Source organism: Flectobacillus roseus (genome assembly GCF_030056595.1).
In the GTDB taxonomy this organism is placed as follows: domain Bacteria; phylum Bacteroidota; class Bacteroidia; order Cytophagales; family Spirosomataceae; genus Flectobacillus; species Flectobacillus roseus.
In genome coordinates, this window is sequence record NZ_JASHIF010000004.1 from 148,299 (window position 1) to 167,822 (window position 19,524).

The following is a 19,524-nucleotide window of genomic DNA, read 5'->3' on the forward strand; positions in this document are numbered from 1 at the left end:
TAGGAAACCTGAAATAGATACTATGTTATAGACAATGAAGATGTTTTTTGGAGTTCCGAAATCAAAAATCTCCAATCCACAATTTTTAAGGTCGATTTAAGGTTGATTTAACTCCTCTTTAAAAGCGTTACAGTTATTTTGCTCATGTAAAACGAACGAAAACAGGAACTTATAAATGATTGTGGTAACTAATTTTTTCCTTACTTTTTATAATTTATTCTTAAAACAATCCCAACCATTCATTTTAAAGCAAATTAATAACTATGGAGAATAATAATAATCAGACCTTCTTTAAGGTAGCATTAGGAGTTACAGTAGGTGTTATCGCTTTGTTGAGTTATTTGTTCATTGGCGCTCGTAACGAAACATTTGAGTTACAAAAAGCACTTACAACAAAAGTAGAACAGTTATCGAGTACACAAATCAAATTAGATTCTATCTCAAAATCGTTAGATGAGAAAATCAAAGAGGTTGAGATGTTGGGCGGTAATGTTGCTGAACTAGAAAAAGTAAAAGCTCAATTAGAATCGGATAAGAAAAAATTGAAGTCAGATTTGAGTTTTTCTATCCAAAAATACGAAGCTAAAATCAAGGAATACGAAACATTTTTGGCTACCAAAGATGAGGAATTGACTAAGCTAAGAGAAGAAAATGGAGACTTGATGGCTCGTAACAAAAACTTAGAGTCTGAAAAAGAAGCAGCTTTGAACGAAAATGCTGGTTTGAAATCAGACAAAGACAATTTGAGCAAAACAGTTGCTGATTATACTTCTCAAAATGAAGAGTTGAAGCGTAAAGTAACGATCGCTTCGGCCATGAAAGCAACTAATGTGGAGGTATATGCCTTAGCTTCTAACGGTAAAGTGCGCGATGGTGGACGTTATAAAGCTTCAAAAATTGATCGTTTGAAAATATCTTTTGGTTTAGCTTCTAATCCAGTAGCAGAGAGAAATAACAAAGATATCTATATCCGTATCATGGATGCTACTGGTGCTGTAATAAGTGCAGATGGTTCGTCAGGAACGATGCAATACGATGGCAAAGAGTTGGGCTTTACTGTGAAACAAAACGTATTGTTCGAAAACAACGATCAAAAAGTAGACGTAGTGTATGCTAAAGGTTCTGCTTACAAATCAGGAAAGTATTCAATCGAACTCTATTCTGAAGGATTCAAAATAGGTACAGGTACTTTCGAAGTAAAATAGTTTTTGCCCTTTATTTACTGAGTATATCTAGAACGGTGTAGGCATGCTTACATCGTTCTTTTGTTAAACCACTAATTGATCTCTTGAGGTCAATTTCTTAAACACAACACACATGAAGACGCTACACATCACATTTCCGAGGCATATTGCCATTCTCTATTGGATGATTCGAACTAGCGAAGCATTCGAGACTATGCAAGAATTCATTAGCTTGTTGTGGACAGCCCTTCGTCGCTATCCTTTCTCGTTTGTGGGTTTGAGTTATATGTTTTTGAGTATGGCATTTTGTTACTGGCCTATCTCAGGACATTGGTTCGCAGGATTTATGATGATGTCTTTACCCGTAGCGTTGATTTGGGGTGGTTTAGCATCTATTTTTTTATTGGTAAAAAAACAAAGAGTTGTTGCAACGGTAGGTTTAGTGTGGTGTTTGTTGGCGACACCTTTAGCTCGTAGATTTATGGGTGTTGGTACCGAAAAACCAATGACTGCGTTGCAAAATGCCAATTCGCTTAAAGTATTGAGTTTTAATAGCGCCAAGTTTGCTGATTTTCCAAGTGATTTTGCCCAATGGAATGAGCTTGATGCCGATATTGCTTGTTTTCAGGAATATTCGCCTAACGCAACTGTTGAGAAAAATTATGCCGAAAAAGCAGTACTACTGGCAGACGATTTGACTGAGGAGGTTGGCTTGGGGCTTTTGTCTAAGTACCCTATTGTAAAAAAATATGGTCGTATCTGGAATCGTGAAGGTCAGCCTAATATCAATGGTTATATCGTTGCTGATATTGCCTATAAAGGAGATACCGTAAGAGTTGTAAATGTACATTTTTGGTCGATGGGAATTCGTATCAACCAAGCTTTTGACGCACTGCAAGAAGGTAAAATCGCAAGCTTTTTTAGAGAACTAGGCGATAGTTTTGGAAGATTAAAGTTTGGATTTGATTCGCGCTACCAGCAAATTGACGAGGTGCAAGAATATGTGGCTGGAAGTCGTTATCCTGTAATTCTTTGTGGTGATTTTAATGAAACGCCGTTTGGTTACGCATACGGAAAAATGAGTTTATTGTACAAAAATGCTTTCGAGGAAGTTGGTAAAGGCATGGGTTTTACCCTAAATCGTCAGCCATATTTTGTTAGAATAGACCAACAATTTTATAGCCATCAGTGGGAAATACAAAGCTGCGAAACTGTTTCTTCGGTTGGCTTTTCAGATCATTTTCCATTGATGGCTCACTATACACTCAATAAGCCTGTGGATTTAAACCCACAAGTACTTGTTGCCAAAGTTGACTAAACAGACAAACTCTATATTAATACGCTCTAGGCTATAAGCCGTAGGCATTAGGCAAAGAAGTTTCTATTATATCATGAGAAACACTCTTAACTCTTAGCCTAGAGCTTAAAGCTGGCAAAATTAATTTTACCAGCTTACTTAAATTAAAAGGGATTAGGCATAATTGCCTAATCCCTTTTAATTTAGTACCGATAGTTGTCTCTTTAATTGATACTTGCGACGTCTCGATAAGTTGGCTTTTAGGTTATTACTTAAAACCAATGATTCTGTTTTTGAATCATAACCAAGTAAATGGTCACAGTTGATAATGAATGTTTTATGGATACGCTCAAAACTGTAATCTTTGAGCATATCCTCAAATAGTTTGATTGTTCGAGCGAATATAAATCGTTTGCCATCACTCAAATATACATGAGTGTAGTTGCTATCTGCTTGAAGCATAACAATGTCTTCGATAGCGATTTTAATTTTTTGGAATTTAAAGTCAAGGTTGCCTTGAGAAACGATGCAAAAATTTTCAAAACTCATAGCGAAATAATTTTAAGTGTGTTACAATAAGGACAGACGGTAGACAATACGAGGTTTTTCTTATTAAAGTTCAATTGACGTTTTGGGTTATGGGGTTAAAAATCATATAGTTATAAATATATGATTGGTGAGAAATAAAAGAAAAGTACAGTAACAAAGATATAAGACTGTATATTAATAAAATGTAAAATTGTGTGAATGTCGGTTTTTAGTATGTGAAAACCGCTTTAAAGTATGTCAAACTGCTTATTTGAGAGATTTGAAAAATAAGGTTCGAAATACTATGAATGGTAGTAGATATTTAAGATTATAAAGATTGGCTAAAGCCTTGAATAACGTGATTGTACAGCAAAATGTAGCGATAGATGCGGTTAAATAAAGTCATTATTATAGAAGATAACATGACTATCAAATCATAATGTGTATGAATAAAACTGACAAAACCAGATGTTTTGGGGCGGTTGAGGTTTTGTTAAAATAAGTTAGGTATTTAATTTCAGAAAAACAAGTTTTTTGCTGCTTAATAAACTGAAAGTAAGTGAATTAGTTTGGGTCAAAACTCTAGTGTAAGCTGCTTTCCTTCCATATCTTGTTCATTACTGAGGTTTGAGAGTGTAATTCCCAATAGCCGAATTCCCTTGCTGGGAGGCATTATTTGATCTAATAGCTCATAGGCAATTCTTTCAAATAAAGATAAATCAAAAATAGGGGAGAGTGTCGTCCGACTACGAGTTACTATTTGAAAGTCGTTGTATTTTACTTTGAGAGATACCGTTCTACCAAATATCTCATGCTTGGTGCAATATCGCCATACATCTTCAATTAAGGGTTCGAGCCCAAGCTGAATTTCGGCACGTGCTTCTAGGTCTTGCATAAAGGTATTTTCGGAACCTACCGACTTACGAATGCGTTCAGGATTTACGATTCTGGTATCAATACCTCTGGCAATTTGGTAGTAATAGCGTCCAATTTTCCCAAAGTGTTTTACCAGGAAAGCCTCATCATAATCTCGTAGGTCTTTTCCTGTAAAAATACCCATCTTGTGCATTTTTTGAGCTGTTACTTTACCTATGCCATGAAAACGATCAATTTCTAAGGTTTCTACGAACAAAGGACCTTGTTTGGGCTTTATGATGTATAAACCATCTGGTTTGTTGAAATCAGAGGCTATCTTGGCTAAAAATTTGTTGTACGAAACACCCGCAGAAGCAGTAAGCTGTGTGCGTATTTTGATTTTTTCTTTTATCTCAATCGCAATTTGGGTGGCACTTTCAATTCCTTTGAGGTTATTGGTGACGTCCAAATAGGCTTCGTCGAGGGAAAGTGGCTCGATTAAAGGTGTGTATTCTGCAAAAATTTCTCTAATTTGATGCGAAACAGCTCGGTAACTCTCAAAGCGCGGTTTAACAAAAATTAAATGAGGGCATTTTTGAGCAGCTATCTTGGACGACATAGCCGAACGTACTCCATATTCGCGTGCTTCATAACTTGCAGCTGCCACAACGCCACGCTCGCTCGAACCGCCCACAGCCACAGGCTTGCCTTTCAGCGAAGGGTTATCCCGTTGCTCGACCGAGGCAAAAAAGGCATCCATATCAATATGTATGATTTTTCGAGTTTCCACGTTTAAAGTAATAGCTGCTAAATCAGTTTTGTAGTCTATAAGTGTGAGTTAGTGCTTAAGCGATTTCAGATTTCGGAAATTTTTGAGAATAAGATAAAGATTAAATGAATAAGTAATCGTGCAAAAGAAGATTTAAGATGTCTAGGCATTAGGCAAAGAGTTAATAACCAGAGCCCACCGCCGAAAGCCGATACCTAAACGCCTAAAGTACAAAAAGACCACTAACTCAATAAATCATTGGTATCCTTCTGATGAGTACGTCTTTAAATAACAGATACACCGTTAACATATAACATCTTCTAACCAGTTTGAAAATACAGGATTAATTAAAATTCCGAAAAACGACTTTATGAATATTTTAGAAATAGATTTTTTACCCGAACTACAATTCCAAGCCTCGCGCAGTAGCGGTGCTGGTGGACAAAATGTAAACAAAGTTTCTTCAAAAGTAGAACTACGTTTTAATGTAGTAAATTCCCAATTACTCGATGAATCTCAGAAAGCCTTGATTTTACAAAAGTTAAAAAATCAAATTAACGGAGAGGGTGAGTTGATTGTGGTATCTCAGGAAGATAGGAGTCAACTTAAGAATAGAACACTTGTCATCAAGAAATTCAAAGCACTATTGGTAAAGGCTTTGACCGTTGCTCCTAAAAGAAAACCCACAAAGCCTACAGCTGCTATGATTGCAGAGCGCCTGAAAGATAAGAAGAAGAAATCAGAAAGAAAGACCCAACGAGGCAAAGTAGTGTATTGATCGGAATGTTTACAAAATTAACATCTTATTAAAAATTTACCCGTAAGTGTTTGTTAATTAGCTATTTGATTATTTAAGTTTAATGCCTCAAGATATGGCGCACAGAAAACTCAGGTTACAAGGCAAGGTTTTTGTAACTTTGCGGTTTAAAATGAAGTAGACATGACTCCGAAGCAACAAGGATTTTTTTTCCCGCCTGAATGGCATCCACACGTAGCTACTTGGCTGACGTTCCCACATAATGAAGCATCTTGGCAAGGCAACAAACGCCACCTCATGTATTCACAATATTTTGGTCTTATCAAAGCTATCTCTAATGGGGAGAAAGTAGGCTTGAATGTTAATGATGAGACCTTGAAAAATTTCATTTTAGGCGAGTTACCAAAATATGAAATTGACCTTAACCAAATCGAAATTTTAGTAAACCCTACTAACGACGCTTGGTGTCGTGACCACGGTCCTGCTTTCTTGATTAATCCTGAAACCAAGGAACGTATGATTGTCAATTGGGGCTATAATGCTTGGGGTGGAAAGTATCCTCCATTCGACGACGACAATAATTTGCCTACAGCTATTGCCAAACATAGAGGTTTGAATTATGTAACGCCAGGTATTATTATGGAAGGCGGTTCGGTAGAATTTAATGGCGCTGGGACGATTCTTACCAGTCGCGAATGTTTGTTGAATGAAAATCGTAATCCTCACTTAACACAAGGGCAAATCGAACAGTATTTGTATGATTACTATGGTGCCGAACAAGTACTTTGGGTAAATGACGGAATCGTTGGGGATGATACTGACGGACATATTGATGATACAGTTCGTTTTGTTAATGAAGACACCGTTATCACAATGGTAGAACCTAATAAGGCCGACGATAATCACGAGATTTTGGAAGAAAACCTACAGTTACTCAAGCAAATGCGTTTGTTGAATGGCAAACAGTTGAATATTGTAGAAATTCCAATGCCATCGCCAGTGGTAGTTGATGACTTCAGAACGCCTGCTTCTTATGCTAATTTCTTAATTTGCAATGCAGGAGTATTGGTACCTACTTTCGATTGTAAAAATGATGACGTGGCTTTAGATATTCTTTCTCAGGTATTTACTGACCGTCCAGTAATTGGATTACCATCTAATAAAATCATTTGGGGACAAGGAAGTTTTCACTGTCTCACACAGCAAGAACCTGCAGTGTAATTTCATATGGTATCTCTATTTTAGGATTCGTGCAGAATTATATTTAAGTTTTGTGTTTTAGGCACAAGGCAAGGAGTGTTAAATTGTTTTTAGTAACGATTGATATGTTTTTGCCGAATGCCTATAGCTGAAAGCCAAGAGCTAAAAAATAAATTTGATTTTGCGTACTTACTTTCGTAAAAATAGAGATACCTATAATTTTTTTGCACACCATGAAAAAACAATTAGTGTATTTCGCTTCATTTGGACTTGTATGGGCGTTGGGTGCGTGCAAAACCGCCAAACCTGTTACTCAATCTACTTCGCAACAAAACACGCCAGTTGTCGAAACGATTGTGAAAACCGACTACCAAACTCGTATGCAAGTAAAACAGCTGAAAGCTTTAGATTTGGAAGAAGATTTATCCTTTGCTGATGAAATAGTATTAAATTACACGCTCACAGCTGTTGACGACCAAGGAAAAATCGCTCAGGTAGTTACTGGGTCGTTTGGGGTAGAGTCTGTCAAAGCAGGGCAAATTCTCACTTCAGAGCGTTTCAAGCCAATCGAATTGGTCGTTCCAGAAAATGGAAGATTATTGGTTTCTGTGGTATTAAATGAAATCGATGATTATACAAAAGCGCAAGAGTTAGTCAAAAAAATCAATGAGTTTGGAGGCATAGCCAAAATTCCTGCCGTTATGGTAAGTATTGCAGAGTATCAAACACCATTAGCCATCGTGTTTGGTAGTTTGCAAGCCGCAGGTTTAGGGCTCAAAGCTGCCGAACGTTTTGATAAAGACGACCTTTTAGGGCAAAATACTTTTCAATTGTCAGCTCAGGAGCTCAAATCAGGTAAGACACTTTATACCGTACCGTTGGTATTTAAAGGAGAACACCTCAAAAACTCCTTCCAGTATGAGCTAACGTATGACCTACAACTCAAACTAATCAAGACTAGCATTCAGAAATCATCTTCCAACTAAGTGGAGTATGATAAGTCACAGCCGTGACTTAATCTCAATTTTATTGTTATTTTTGTTTTTTTTGTACAATATTCCACTGTGCTTGCCAGTTAAAATGAACAAGTCAGGAAAGTTTTTCTGATTTAGTATGAATGAAAGAATGAACAAGTTATTTAAAATATACACGGTCATAGCTGCCTCTTTTGGATTGGCGACTCATGAGCAAACGGCTCTGGCGCAAAGCGAAGTGCCTGCTATTACTATAGGATCAAAAATCATCAGTTCAAGAGACTTTGAACTAACTTACAAAAAGCTTGTCCAGAGTGACAGCGTCAAAAAAGAGAACTCCAAAGCATTTTTACAAGATTTTATTAATTATAAACTTAGTGTATTTGCGGCTGAAAAAGCGGGTTTGGATACTTCCAGAGCATTTGTTGACGAGCTTGATACCTATCGTAAAGAGCTAGCTATCCCTTATCTCACCGATAAAGCGATGCTTGAAAAGTTGATTCAAGAAGCTTATGAACGTATGAAAGAGGAGGTGAGAGTGGCTCAAATCTTTATTCCGATAAGCTCACATGCCACTCCTGCAGATACATTAGCAGTGTATGATGAAATCAAAAATCTTCGTGTTCGAATTTTAAGAGGGGAAGCTTTTGAACAAATTGCTAAAGACTATTCCAAAGACCTTAAATCTGCTCCTCGTGGAGGCGATTTGGGTTATTTGGCGGTGTTAGACAACAATTATATTTTTGAATCTGCTGCCTATAACACGCCCAAAGGTGAGGTCTCTATGCCTTTTCGTACCGAAAAGGGATATCATATTATCAAGGTTTTAGATCGTCGTTCGTTTAGAGGAAAGGTACGTTTGGCGCATATTTTGGTTTCGGTGTCAGCGAGTATGTCGGAGGCTGAAAAAGCTGCTGCCAAAAAGCGTATTGATGACGCCTATGCTTATCTCAAAAAAAATGAGCCATTTGAAGGTGTATGTCGTACATTCTCAGACGATGCTAGTACCAAATCAAGAGGAGGAGTACTCGGAAGATGGTACGAGGCAGGTACTTTGATTGATGAAAAAATTACAGATTTAGTATTTTCCCTTAAAGAAAAAGGCGATTATACAACACCAATTCAGACTTCTTTAGGTTGGCATATTTTTAGATTGGTGGAGAAAAAGAGTTTGTTGAAATTTGAAGAAATCGCTCCTTACATTCGCCAAAAAATCAATGCAGATGCTTCGAGAGGTGCACTGGCAAGAGGTACTTTGGTCAAAAAACTTGTGAGAGATAATAATTTCTTAGAATATATTTCGGTCAAACAAGACGCTTTTGATAAATTCTATAAAGATCGTACAGGACAAGAAGATTATTTAGGAAAGACCTTATTTTCGATTAACTCAAAGCCTTACAAGACGAAGGACTTTTATGATTTTGTGTTAAAACAACAGCGCCAAATGTTGAAAGTGGGCGTTGTAGAAGACAAATCTGTAGATACTTGGTACAAACAATTTGTAGAACAGGCTAATATTGCTTTTGAAGAAGCCAATCTTGAAGTGAGATATCCTGAGTTTCGTTCAGTTGTGCAGGAGTACCGTGAAGGAATTTTGCAAAAGGAAATGTTCGAAAAGTATGTTTTGACACCTTCTTTGGATTCTTTGGGTCAAGTAAGATTTTTTCAACAAAATCCAGATCGCTATCAATATACCAACCGTGTTTTGGCGAAATTGATTACTACAGATAGAAAAGAAACATTGGAACAGGCAAAGCAGGTATTGCAGAAGGGACCTTATCCTATGAACCGTCGTTTCCCTGAAATTTATTTTGAAAAAGATAAAGCTGACTTTACGCCTGATGCTCAGAAAATGCTCTACGAATTGGCAGTTATCATGATTAAGAATCGTGATTACACGGTAGAAATTACAGGAAATTCTGATGCAGATGAGCCCGAAAATATTTCAGCAGAACGTGCTAGGAATATCGTAAATAGCTTAATCAATAAAGGTATTTCGGCTACTAGAGTTATTGAGAAAGATGATGGTAAATTTAAACCAGCCTCAAAAAATGACCATAGTAAAAATATGCGCGTGTCTATCAAGTTTTTCTCGACGTCGATGGATGATGTGGTAAAAAGATTTAATACTTTAAAACCGAATAGTCTTACTGCAGAAGAACGCTATTTCAAACGTGGTGAAAACGAATTTGTAGATGTAGCAAATTGGGCCGTGGGCGAACAGACATTTGAGTCAAAAGGTCGTCAGGTTTGGATAGATATCAATAAAGTGGAATTGCCTAGAGCCAAGACTTTCCAAGAAGCGCGTGGGCAAATTATCAAAGATTATCAAAAGCAGTTATACGATAACTGGATTTCGAAATTGAAAGAACGTTACCCTGTTTCAATCAACGAAAACGAAGTACGTCGTATCATTGAGTAGAATACAAGTCTCAAAATAGTGAAATTGTCAGAGGAATTTCTGTGGCAGTTTCACTATTTTTTTGATTTTCTATTCAATAAATGTTGCCAAAAAGGTCAATTAACATTTTTTAACGGCGCTATCCACAGGTTTAGAGGATAAAAACGCTTAAATTTGTTAATTGAGAACCTAGAATTATTCTCTTTTTAGAATGAATGATGGTTTTTGAAAGCGAATGAGGTTTGTGCCATGCGATTAAACCTAATTACAATAAGCATTACATAAGAAATCATATAACAATGAAGAAACCCTTTTATTTACTCTCATTGATGGGTCTGTTACTGGTGATGAGCTTTTCGATGCAAGCTCAATCTTTGGTAATTGATAAAATCATTGCAAAAGTTGACAATCACTATATTCTTAAGTCTGAACTTGAAGCACAGTATCAGCAATATTTGCAAAGCGGACAGGGAAATACGCCTACGCGTTGCCAATTGCTTGAGAGTTTGATTATTGGTAAAGTGATGTTAGCAAAAGCCGAAATTGACTCAGTCCTGATCGATGACAAGAAAGTGGAAATGGAGTTAAGCTCTCGTATGGATCAAATGGAGCAACAATTTGGCTCACAAAAGAACATTGTTGAAGCTTATGGCAAAACAATTGCATCTTTGAAAGACGAGCTTCGTTCGGCCATTAAAGAACAGCTTACTACTCGTAAAATGCAGGAAAAAATTACGGGCGATGTAAAAGTTACTCCAAAAGAAGTACGCAAGTTTTTTGAATCTATCCCAAGAGACTCTTTGCCGTATTTGCCTTCAGAAGTAGAAGTAGGGCATATTGTTCGCTTAGCTAAAGTGACCAAAAATCAAAAAGATGAGCTTATCAAGAAATTGCTAGACTATAAGCGTAGAGTAGAAAATGGCGAAGACTTTGCAGAACTGGCTAAATTATATTCTGAAGATTTAGGTTCAGGAAAACGTGGAGGAGATTTAGGTTTTGCTAAACGTGGTCAAATGGTAGCGCCTTTTGAGTCTGCTGCCCTAAAGTTGAAACCTAATCAATTGTCGGACGTTGTTGAATCAGAGTTTGGTTATCACTTAATTCAATTATTGGAGATTCGTGGTCAAGAATACCATGCACGTCATATTTTGTTGCGTCCTGATTACCAGAAAATGGACTTAACAGAGCCAACTAGCTACTTGGATAGTATTAGAGTATTGGTACAACGTGACTCATTAAAGTTTGAAAAAGCTGCTCAATTACACTCTGAAGATAAAGGTACTCAAGATGCTGGTGGTATGTTGATTGACCCTAGTACACGTTCTATTAAAATGCCATTAGATGGTAGTATGGAATCTGGTTTGTACTTTACCTTGGACTCAATGACCGTAGGTACGCTTACCAAGCCTATTCAATATCGTACAGAGGATGGTCGTACAGCTGTAAGAGTATTATATTATAAAGCAAAACACCCACCTCACTTTGCTAACTTAGAAGATGACTTCCAGAAATTAGCAACAATTACTTTGAACAGAAAACGTAACAATGCTATCGAAGAGTGGTTTGCTAAAGCCAAAGGTGAAGTATTTATCTATATTTCGGACGAATACAAGGATTGTAACGTCATGAAAGGCACAGGACAATAAATGTAGTGTTGAAAGAGTTGAAAATTTAACACTGCCAAGCAATATTGAGAACGGTCAGCTTTATGCTGACCGTTTTTGTTTTCCAAAAACTTAATGAATGACTCAATAACTTTGACGTTAAAGACGTTAGCAGAATGTTTGGTCGAAAGTTTTGAATAAACCCCACCAAATCACTACAAATTGGCAGGTTATTTGATTAACTTTACGGTACACGCTATTCAATCATACTCTTGTAACACCAATGATTTATTTGAAGCAATACGTCTAAGAATTACCTCTGTATTCAGAAAATACCTATTTTTAGGATAATATCATGGAGTAAAAGAGTTCAAAAATCTAAACATAGTTAATATCACAAGCATGGCGCAATACAAGTCGGATGTGGAAGCGGTAAACGCTTTGAAAGAATCTTATCAAAAACTTACTTCAGAAATCGGTAAAGTTATTATTGGTCAGGAAGACACTGTTAGACTCTTACTTACAGCTATTTTTTGTCAAGGACACTGTTTATTAGTTGGAGTTCCGGGATTGGCAAAAACGTTGCTGATTCAAACAATTGCTGAAGCTCTAGACCTCGATTTTAATCGTATCCAGTTTACCCCAGACTTGATGCCGTCAGATATTGTAGGTTCTGAAACCCTCGATAACGAACGTAATTTTAAGTTTGTAAAAGGTCCAATTTTTGCAAACATCATTTTGGCGGATGAAATCAACCGTACTCCTCCCAAAACCCAATCAGCACTTTTGGAAGCGATGCAAGAATATGCAGTGACGGTATCTGGTAAAAAATATCCTTTGAGTCGTCCATTTTTTGTATTGGCTACTCAAAACCCTATCGAACAAGAAGGTACTTATCCGTTGCCAGAGGCACAGCTTGACCGTTTTATGTTTATGGTTAATTTGGATTATCCATCATATCGTGCTGAGGTCGAAATTGTAAAGAATACAACTACTTCCACCAAATACAAAGTACAAAAACAGGTTTCAGGAGAAGAAATCCTAGCTTTTCAAGAGCTAGTTCGTAAAGTTCCTGTGGCTGATAATGTAGTAGAATACGCCGTAAAATTGGTTCACAAAACGCGTCCTAAATCAGAATTGAGCGATGCTGTGACTAACCAATATTTGGAGTGGGGTGCTGGTCCGCGTGCTTCTCAAAACTTAATTTTGGCCGCAAAATGCAATGCGTTAATTAATGGAAAATATTCACCAGACATCGAAGATGTACAAGCAGTAGCATTACCGATTTTACGCCATCGTATCGTACGTAATTTCAAGGCTGAGGCTGAAGGCGTTTCTGTAGAAGATATTATCAAGAAATTAGTGTAGTCTTAGCATTTATTGAGTGAATTTTTGATGGAGTGAATGAGTGATTGTTCTCAACATCCATTTCAGTAGTAGAGACTCAATGCTTTGCTTCGAAAGATGTGTCATTGAGCATTGTAGTAATATCAAATCATTCCGAATTTTAGAATTGGGATTATTCTCTAAATTTTCATCAAAAAAGCGGTTGGAAAACAATTTCCAACCGCTTTTTTGATACTACTATGTTATGTCTGATTCGGCTTAAGACGCAAAGCATTGCGTCTCTACAGCTAGAATATCACTCAATCTCAATTCACTAAATTTAGAATGATTCTGTTTATTTGAAACAAGAGTATGTTTAAATTGCATAAGTCATTGAAAATGAAAAAGTATGTATTTGTTTTTCTGAAATCCTATTGTTTGAGCCGCAGGCGAGGTGGGTCGCCACTCCGATTAGGATTTCTTGACTTTCTTTTGTTACTTTTCTTGTGTCAAGACAAGAAAAGTAAGGTGTGGCGAAAGGAAATTTTGTTTCTTCAACAAATACCAAATAAAATTTTTAAATATACTCTAAATTTTCAAATCATTAACACTATTTTCTCAAATCCTGTAAAAGTTTACTTGAGAATAAGAATTCGTTTAATTCTGGAACAGTATTTTGAAGAATATTAGAGTTGTCGCCTTCCCACAATTTTTTGCCTTTATACAAAAACATAATACTTTCCCCAATTCCCATTACCGAACTCATATCATGGGTAATAACTACGGTGGTGATTCCAAACTCATCGGTAATTTCTTTGATCAGCTCATCAATCCTGACTGAGGTTAAAGGATCGAGACCAGAGTTAGGCTCATCACAAAATAGATATTTAGGATTCATTACGATAGCGCGAGCAATACCCACGCGCTTTTTCATACCACCCGAAATTTCAGAAGGAGTACGTTGTCCCGCATTTTCCAAACCTACCCTTTGAAGACAGAATTCTGCACGATCGATTTTTTCCTTTTCCGACATATTTGTCAACATATCCAATGGAAACTTGACATTTTCTAAAACAGTTTTAGAGTCAAAAAGTGCTCCACCTTGAAATAGTACACCCATTTCACGACGGATATCCTTCTGTATTTCTTCTGAAGAATTATGGAAATCACGACCATCATACAAAATATGTCCCGACTCGGGTTTGATAATCCCAATCATACATTTGAGTAGTACACTTTTTCCTGTACCACTACCGCCAATAATCAAGGAGGTATCACCTGGCTTGAATTGTCCACTGATTCCTAGCAATATATCTCGGCCATTGAAGGCTTTACAAACGTCTTTTATCTCTATCATACCCAAATTTAGTAGGCATTCAGAACTCGGCAATATAGTTTTTAAGTTTTTTTTGGAATAGTGATAAACCTTGATAGTCGGTTTACAATTTTTCAATATGCTCTAAATAAAAATCTGCTTGTTTTAGTAGCTCTTGTCTTTGATTTTGGGCCATCTTGTTGAGCGTTACGTAAGACATTCCTATTCTTGGATTCTTTTCTAAAAGGTTACGATTTCTTTCAAAAAAATGCCAATAGAGACTGTTAAAAGGACATGCTTTGTCACCAGTTTTTTTGTTTCTGTCATAAAAACAGTTGCCACAATAATGGCTCATTTTGTCGATATAATTGGCAGACCCCACATAAGGTTTTGAGCCAATGATTCCACCGTCGGCGTACTGGCTCATTCCTCGTGTATTGGTAATCTCGACCCACTCAATGGCATCAATATAAATCCCCAGATACCATGCGTCGGCTTCATCAGGATGAATACCTGCCAATAGCATAAAATTTCCTGTCAACATCAATCTTTGGATATGGTGGGCGTAGGCATAATCCAAACTTTGAGTTATAGCATGACGTAAACAAGCCATTTTTGTTTGACCATTCCAGAACCATGAGGGAAGTTTTCTGTCATGTCCGAAGAAATTCATTTGGGCAAATTCAGGCATTTTTGCCCAGTAAATTCCTCGCATGTATTCTCGCCAGCCAAGAATTTGTCTGACAAACCCCTCAATCTGAGCAATCGTAATTGTATCTTGATGTTGTTCCCAATATTCTACACTTTTCTGAATGACTTCTAATGGATGTAGTAATTTCAGATTGAGCGAAAAGGATAGTCGAGAATGATAAATCGACCAATAGGAGGAATGCATGGCATCTTCATAGGTGCCAAATTGTGGCAGACAATTTTCTAAGAAAAACGCTAATAAAGCCAAACTCTCTTGTCGAGTGGTAGGCCACAAGAAATTTTTAGCATCGATGTTTCCAATGAATGATACGCCAGATTGAGAAAGCAGTTTAACGATATCATCTACATTTTTTGAAAAAACTAAAGGTTCTACTGGACGATGATCTTTAGGTAGTTTTTTGCGATTGTCAGCATCAAAATTCCATTGTCCAGAAGTAGGTTCATTGCCATCCATCAATACATTATACTTTTTCCGCATCATGCGATAAAAGTTTTCCATGAGAAAGGTTTTCTTTCCTTTGAAAAAAGTAGCTAGCTCATCTCGCTGACTCAAAAAGTGTTCAGAATCAAATGCCTTTGAGGGTATTGCAAGATTCTGGCAAAAGTTTTTAAGTTGTAAATCAAGGCGATATTCGTCGGGTAGTAGGTATTCAAATTGTTCAATATCTAATTCTTGAATAAGCCAAAGAAGATTTTGAGGAAGCGATTGGGTATTTATCTCGTCGTCTAGGGTGATATACGCTACCTGATGCCCCTTCTGTTTTAGTTCTTCTGCAAACTGGCGCATAGCCATAAAAAAGCCTACAATTTTCTGGATATGGTGCGTAACATAGTCAGTTTCCTGACGCATTTCCATCATTACGTAAGTGATATCTTGATTGACCGTGTCAAACCATGAATGCTGGCTATTGAGTTGATCTCCAAGAAAAAGTCGAAGTGTTTTCATGTAAACAAAACCGCCTAATAGGATGTATTGTTTGTGCTGATGTGATGTAATTTGTTGACTTATATTTATTATCAGTATAATTATGAGTCATCCCAAACTTAGCGATGGAGTGATTGAGCGAACGAGTGATTATTTAACAGAGAAAATTTCCTAGTAGAAACGTTATGCTTTACGTTTGAAAAAGTGTCATTTTGAAATATAGTATCAAAAAAGGCGGTCGAAAAACTAATTTCGACCGCCTTTTCGATAAGCACCTTGAAAATAACCTAGAAGTTAAAATCCTCAATGACATATTTTAAGTATGAAGTCTTGTGGCTTTATCTGTAAAAGGAGATTTAAGGAACAATCACTCAGTCACTCAATCTCAATTCACTCAATTTTGCCCCCAAACTATTCGTGTTCTTTTGATGATAATACAGCACCAAAGTATTCACGGTTCATACGAGCAATGTTTTCTAATGAAATACCTTTTGGACATTCTGCTTCACAAGCACCTGTGTTTGTACAAGCACCGAAACCTTCGATATCCATCTGAGCAACCATTTTCTCAGCACGCATTTCACGTTCAGCTTGACCTTGTGGTAACAACGCCAATTGAGAAATTTTTGCTGAAGTAAACAACATAGCTGAGGCATTTTTACAAGCTGCTACACAAGCACCACAACCAATACAAGCTGCTGCTGCAAATGCTTCGTCAGCCTTTTCTTTCGCGATTGGCAATGCGTTAGCATCTTGAGCGTTACCAGTGTTTACTGAAACGAACCCACCCGCAGAGATAATACGGTCGAAAGACGAACGGTTTACAGTTAAGTCTTTGATTACTGGGAATGCTGCTGCTCTCCAAGGCTCAACAGTGATAGTATCACCAGACTTAAACGAACGCATGTGTAATTGACAAGTAGTTACACCACGGTTTGGACCGTGCGGGCTACCATTAATGTACATAGAACACATACCGCAGATACCTTCACGACAGTCGTGATCAAAAGCGATAGGTTCTTTACCATCGTTGATTAATCTTTCGTTAAGAACGTCAAACATTTCGAGGAAAGACATATCCTCTGAAATTCCTTGAACGTCATAATTTTCGAAGTTTCCTTCTGTATTGGTATTTTTTTGACGCCATACCTTCAACGTCAAGTTCATATTTCCTTCCATTTTGATACAATTTGAAGATTTGAAAATTTGAAGATTTGAAAATAGACTCACTTAGAATCTACTTTGGAACTACTAATAATCTTCGAAATAATTCGGATTATTTGAGTTAATTCTTCAATGATAACTTTTTGGGGTTGTGGGTAAGTCTCGGATAGTTCACAAAGTTTTAACCAATAGCTAGTTTCATCAGCTTCTTTGGCTGCAATTTTCATTTTATGAATGAAATCTACCTTACTTTCTGCATTTTGAGCTTCCCAAACATTAGCTCCAATAGATGTGCCTGACCTCAACAATTGTTTGGCTATGACATATTTTTTTTGGAGTTCTAATTGCTCACTGAATTTGATGATTTCAATTGAAAATGAAAGCGTTTTTTCAACGATGAGATTCGCTTTTTGATTCTGCATATTACTTGTAGGTGAGAATTAATAGTTTCAAACCTACAAGTAATCTTTTTCATTTTCAAATTTTCAAATCATCAAATTTTCAAATTATTTATAGCTACGTTGTGCAATTTTGATGTTTTCGTACACTAGCTCTTCTTTGTGTAATTCGTAGTCAGAATCGCCTTTGTACTCCCATGCAGCTACGTAAGCGTAGTTTTCGTCATCACGTTTTGCTTCGCCTTCTTCAGTTTGATATTCTTCACGGAAGTGACCACCACAAGATTCGTTACGGTTCAAGGCATCGATACACATCAATTCACCTAGTTCAAGGAAGTCAGCCACGCGACCAGCTTTCTCTAATTCAGGGTTGAATTCGTTTGCATCACCAGGAATACGAACGTTTGACCAGAACTCTTTACGAAGTGCTTTGATTTCTTCGATAGCTTCTTTCAAACCAACCTCGTTACGAGCCATACCGCACTTATCCCACATGATTAAACCTAATTTTTTGTGGTAATAGTCAACCGATTTTGTTCCTTGAATAGACATCAATTGGTCGATGGTATCTTGAACAGCTTTCTCTGCAGCCACAAACTCAGGAGCATCTGTTGGGATCGCTTTTGTACGAATATCTCCAGACAAATAAGCACCAATTGTGTATGGAATTACGAAATAACCATCAGCCAAACCTTGCATCAAAGCAGAAGCACCCAGACGGTTTGCACCGTGATCTGAGAAGTTTGCTTCACCTAATGCATAAAGCCCTGGTACTGTAGTCATCAAGTTGTAGTCTACCCAAAGGCCACCCATTGTATAGTGAACCGCTGGATAAATACGCATTGGAACTTCATAAGGGTCTTCTCCAGTAATTTGTTTGTACATGTCAAACAAGTTACCGTATTTCTCTTTCACTACCTCTTTACCCATTACTTGTAGCTCTTCGTTAGATGCATTGTGCATACCTCTTTTCGTAGCTTCAACACGACCATAACGTAAGATAGCTGCAGCATAGTCAAGGTAAACCGCTTTTTTAGAAGCACCTACACCATAACCTGCATCGCAACGCTCCTTAGCAGCACGTGAAGCAATATCACGAGGTACCAAGTTACCAAACGCAGGGTAACGACGCTCTAAGTAATAGTCGCGTTCATCTTCTGGAATTTGGTTAGCTGGACGTGTATCGTTTGGTTTTTTAGGAACCCAAATACGACCATCGTTACGTAAAGACTCTGACATCAAAGTCAATTTAGATTGGTGGTCGCCAGACACTGGGATACATGTCGGGTGAATTTGCGTGTAACATGGGTTGCCAAAGAAAGCACCTTTTTTGTGAGCCTTCCAAGCAGCTGTTACATTCGATCCCATTGCGTTGGTTGACAAGTAGAATACGTTTCCGTAACCACCTGTACACAACAATACTGCGTGACCGAAGTGACGCTCTAATTTACCAGAGATCAAATCACGAGCAATGATACCACGAGCTTTACCGTCTACCATTACTACGTCCATCATTTCGTGGCGAGTATACATGGTTACGTTGCCCAAACCAACTTGACGTTGTAGTGCAGAATAAGCACCTAACAACAATTGTTGACCAGTTTGACCTGCTGCGTAGAACGTACGTTGTACTTGAGTACCACCAAACGAACGGTTTGATAACAAACCACCGTATTCACGGGCAAATGGTACACCTTGAGCCACACATTGGTCAATAATATTACCAGATACCTCTGACAAACGGTGAACGTTAGCCTCTCTTGCACGGTAGTCACCACCTTTGATCGTATCGTAGAAAAGACGATATACAGAGTCACCGTCGTTCTGATAGTTTTTAGCAGCGTTGACACCACCCTGTGCTGCAATTGAGTGAGCACGGCGAGGAGAATCTTGGAAACAGAAAGCTTTTACTTTATATCCCATTTCGGCCAAAGAAGCCGCTGCCGAAGCACCCGCCAAACCTGTACCTACTACGATGATTTCGATATTCCGCTTGTTTGCGGGGTTTACTAATGGTACTGTCGAACGGAATTTTGTCCATTTTTCAGACAGCTGACCATCAGGGATTTTAGCATCTAATCTTGGTGAAGTTGCCATAACTTAAGAATTATGTAAT

General features: G+C 37.5%; 15 protein-coding genes. 8 read left to right on the forward strand and 7 right to left on the reverse strand.

Annotation, left to right across the window (positions count from 1 at the left end):
* Positions 1-263 precede the first annotated feature (263 nt).
* Together QM524_RS05380 and QM524_RS05385 are read left to right on the forward strand one after the other, a co-directional pair.
* Positions 264-1,205, forward strand: coding sequence for a hypothetical protein (locus tag QM524_RS05380; protein WP_166579022.1), 942 nt, complete (start codon positions 264-266; stop codon positions 1,203-1,205).
* Positions 1,206-1,317: 112 nt separating this feature from the next.
* Positions 1,318-2,502, forward strand: a complete 1,185-nt coding sequence (locus QM524_RS05385) for an endonuclease/exonuclease/phosphatase family protein (protein ID WP_283343799.1) — start codon at positions 1,318-1,320, stop codon at positions 2,500-2,502.
* Positions 2,503-2,679: 177 nt separating this feature from the next.
* Here the strand turns inward: QM524_RS05385 and QM524_RS05390 are convergent, their stop codons facing one another.
* On the reverse strand, positions 2,680-3,030 hold the full coding sequence (locus QM524_RS05390) for a LytR/AlgR family response regulator transcription factor (protein WP_095161840.1): 351 nt from the start codon (positions 3,028-3,030) through the stop codon (positions 2,680-2,682).
* A 553-nt stretch (positions 3,031-3,583) separates the two neighbouring features.
* Positions 3,584-4,654, reverse strand: a complete 1,071-nt coding sequence (dinB, locus tag QM524_RS05395) for a DNA polymerase IV (protein ID WP_283343800.1) — start codon at positions 4,652-4,654, stop codon at positions 3,584-3,586.
* 349 nt (positions 4,655-5,003) lie between these two features.
* Here dinB and arfB point away from each other — a divergent pair, with 349 nt between their 5' ends.
* The 6 genes from arfB (at position 5,004) to QM524_RS05425 (ending at position 12,937) form a co-directional block, all read left to right on the forward strand.
* Positions 5,004-5,411, forward strand: a complete 408-nt coding sequence (gene arfB / locus QM524_RS05400) for an alternative ribosome rescue aminoacyl-tRNA hydrolase ArfB (protein WP_283343801.1) — start codon at positions 5,004-5,006, stop codon at positions 5,409-5,411.
* A 162-nt stretch (positions 5,412-5,573) separates the two neighbouring features.
* A complete protein-coding gene (locus QM524_RS05405; RefSeq protein WP_283343802.1) occupies positions 5,574-6,611 on the forward strand; it encodes an agmatine deiminase family protein in 1,038 nt (345 codons plus the stop codon).
* Between the two features lie 212 nt (positions 6,612-6,823).
* On the forward strand, positions 6,824-7,576 hold the full coding sequence (locus tag QM524_RS05410; RefSeq protein ID WP_283343803.1) for a hypothetical protein: 753 nt from the start codon (positions 6,824-6,826) through the stop codon (positions 7,574-7,576).
* A gap of 139 nt (positions 7,577-7,715) precedes the next feature.
* A complete protein-coding gene (locus QM524_RS05415; RefSeq protein WP_283343804.1) occupies positions 7,716-9,986 on the forward strand; it encodes a peptidylprolyl isomerase in 2,271 nt (756 codons plus the stop codon).
* 278 nt (positions 9,987-10,264) lie between these two features.
* A complete protein-coding gene (locus QM524_RS05420) occupies positions 10,265-11,611 on the forward strand; it encodes a peptidylprolyl isomerase (protein ID WP_166579017.1) in 1,347 nt (448 codons plus the stop codon).
* A gap of 360 nt (positions 11,612-11,971) precedes the next feature.
* Complete coding sequence (locus QM524_RS05425; RefSeq protein ID WP_095161826.1) at positions 11,972-12,937, forward strand: AAA family ATPase; 966 nt, start codon at positions 11,972-11,974, stop codon at positions 12,935-12,937.
* A 568-nt stretch (positions 12,938-13,505) separates the two neighbouring features.
* Here QM524_RS05425 and QM524_RS05430 read toward each other — a convergent pair.
* The 5 genes from QM524_RS05430 to QM524_RS05450 all read right to left on the reverse strand — a co-directional run bounded on the left by QM524_RS05430 (position 13,506) and on the right by QM524_RS05450 (position 19,505).
* A complete protein-coding gene (locus QM524_RS05430; protein ID WP_095162019.1) occupies positions 13,506-14,252 on the reverse strand; it encodes an ABC transporter ATP-binding protein in 747 nt (248 codons plus the stop codon).
* Between the two features lie 82 nt (positions 14,253-14,334).
* Entirely contained in the window at positions 14,335-15,867 is a 1,533-nt protein-coding gene (locus QM524_RS05435) for a cryptochrome/photolyase family protein (protein ID WP_283343805.1), read from the reverse strand.
* A gap of 390 nt (positions 15,868-16,257) precedes the next feature.
* On the reverse strand, positions 16,258-17,013 hold the full coding sequence (locus QM524_RS05440) for a succinate dehydrogenase/fumarate reductase iron-sulfur subunit (protein WP_205749659.1): 756 nt from the start codon (positions 17,011-17,013) through the stop codon (positions 16,258-16,260).
* A gap of 59 nt (positions 17,014-17,072) precedes the next feature.
* Positions 17,073-17,432 (reverse strand): four helix bundle protein, encoded by a 360-nt coding sequence (locus tag QM524_RS05445; RefSeq protein ID WP_166550536.1) that lies wholly within the window; start codon positions 17,430-17,432, stop codon positions 17,073-17,075.
* Positions 17,433-17,516: 84 nt separating this feature from the next.
* A complete protein-coding gene (locus QM524_RS05450) occupies positions 17,517-19,505 on the reverse strand; it encodes a fumarate reductase/succinate dehydrogenase flavoprotein subunit (protein ID WP_166579013.1) in 1,989 nt (662 codons plus the stop codon).
* Positions 19,506-19,524 lie beyond the last annotated feature (19 nt).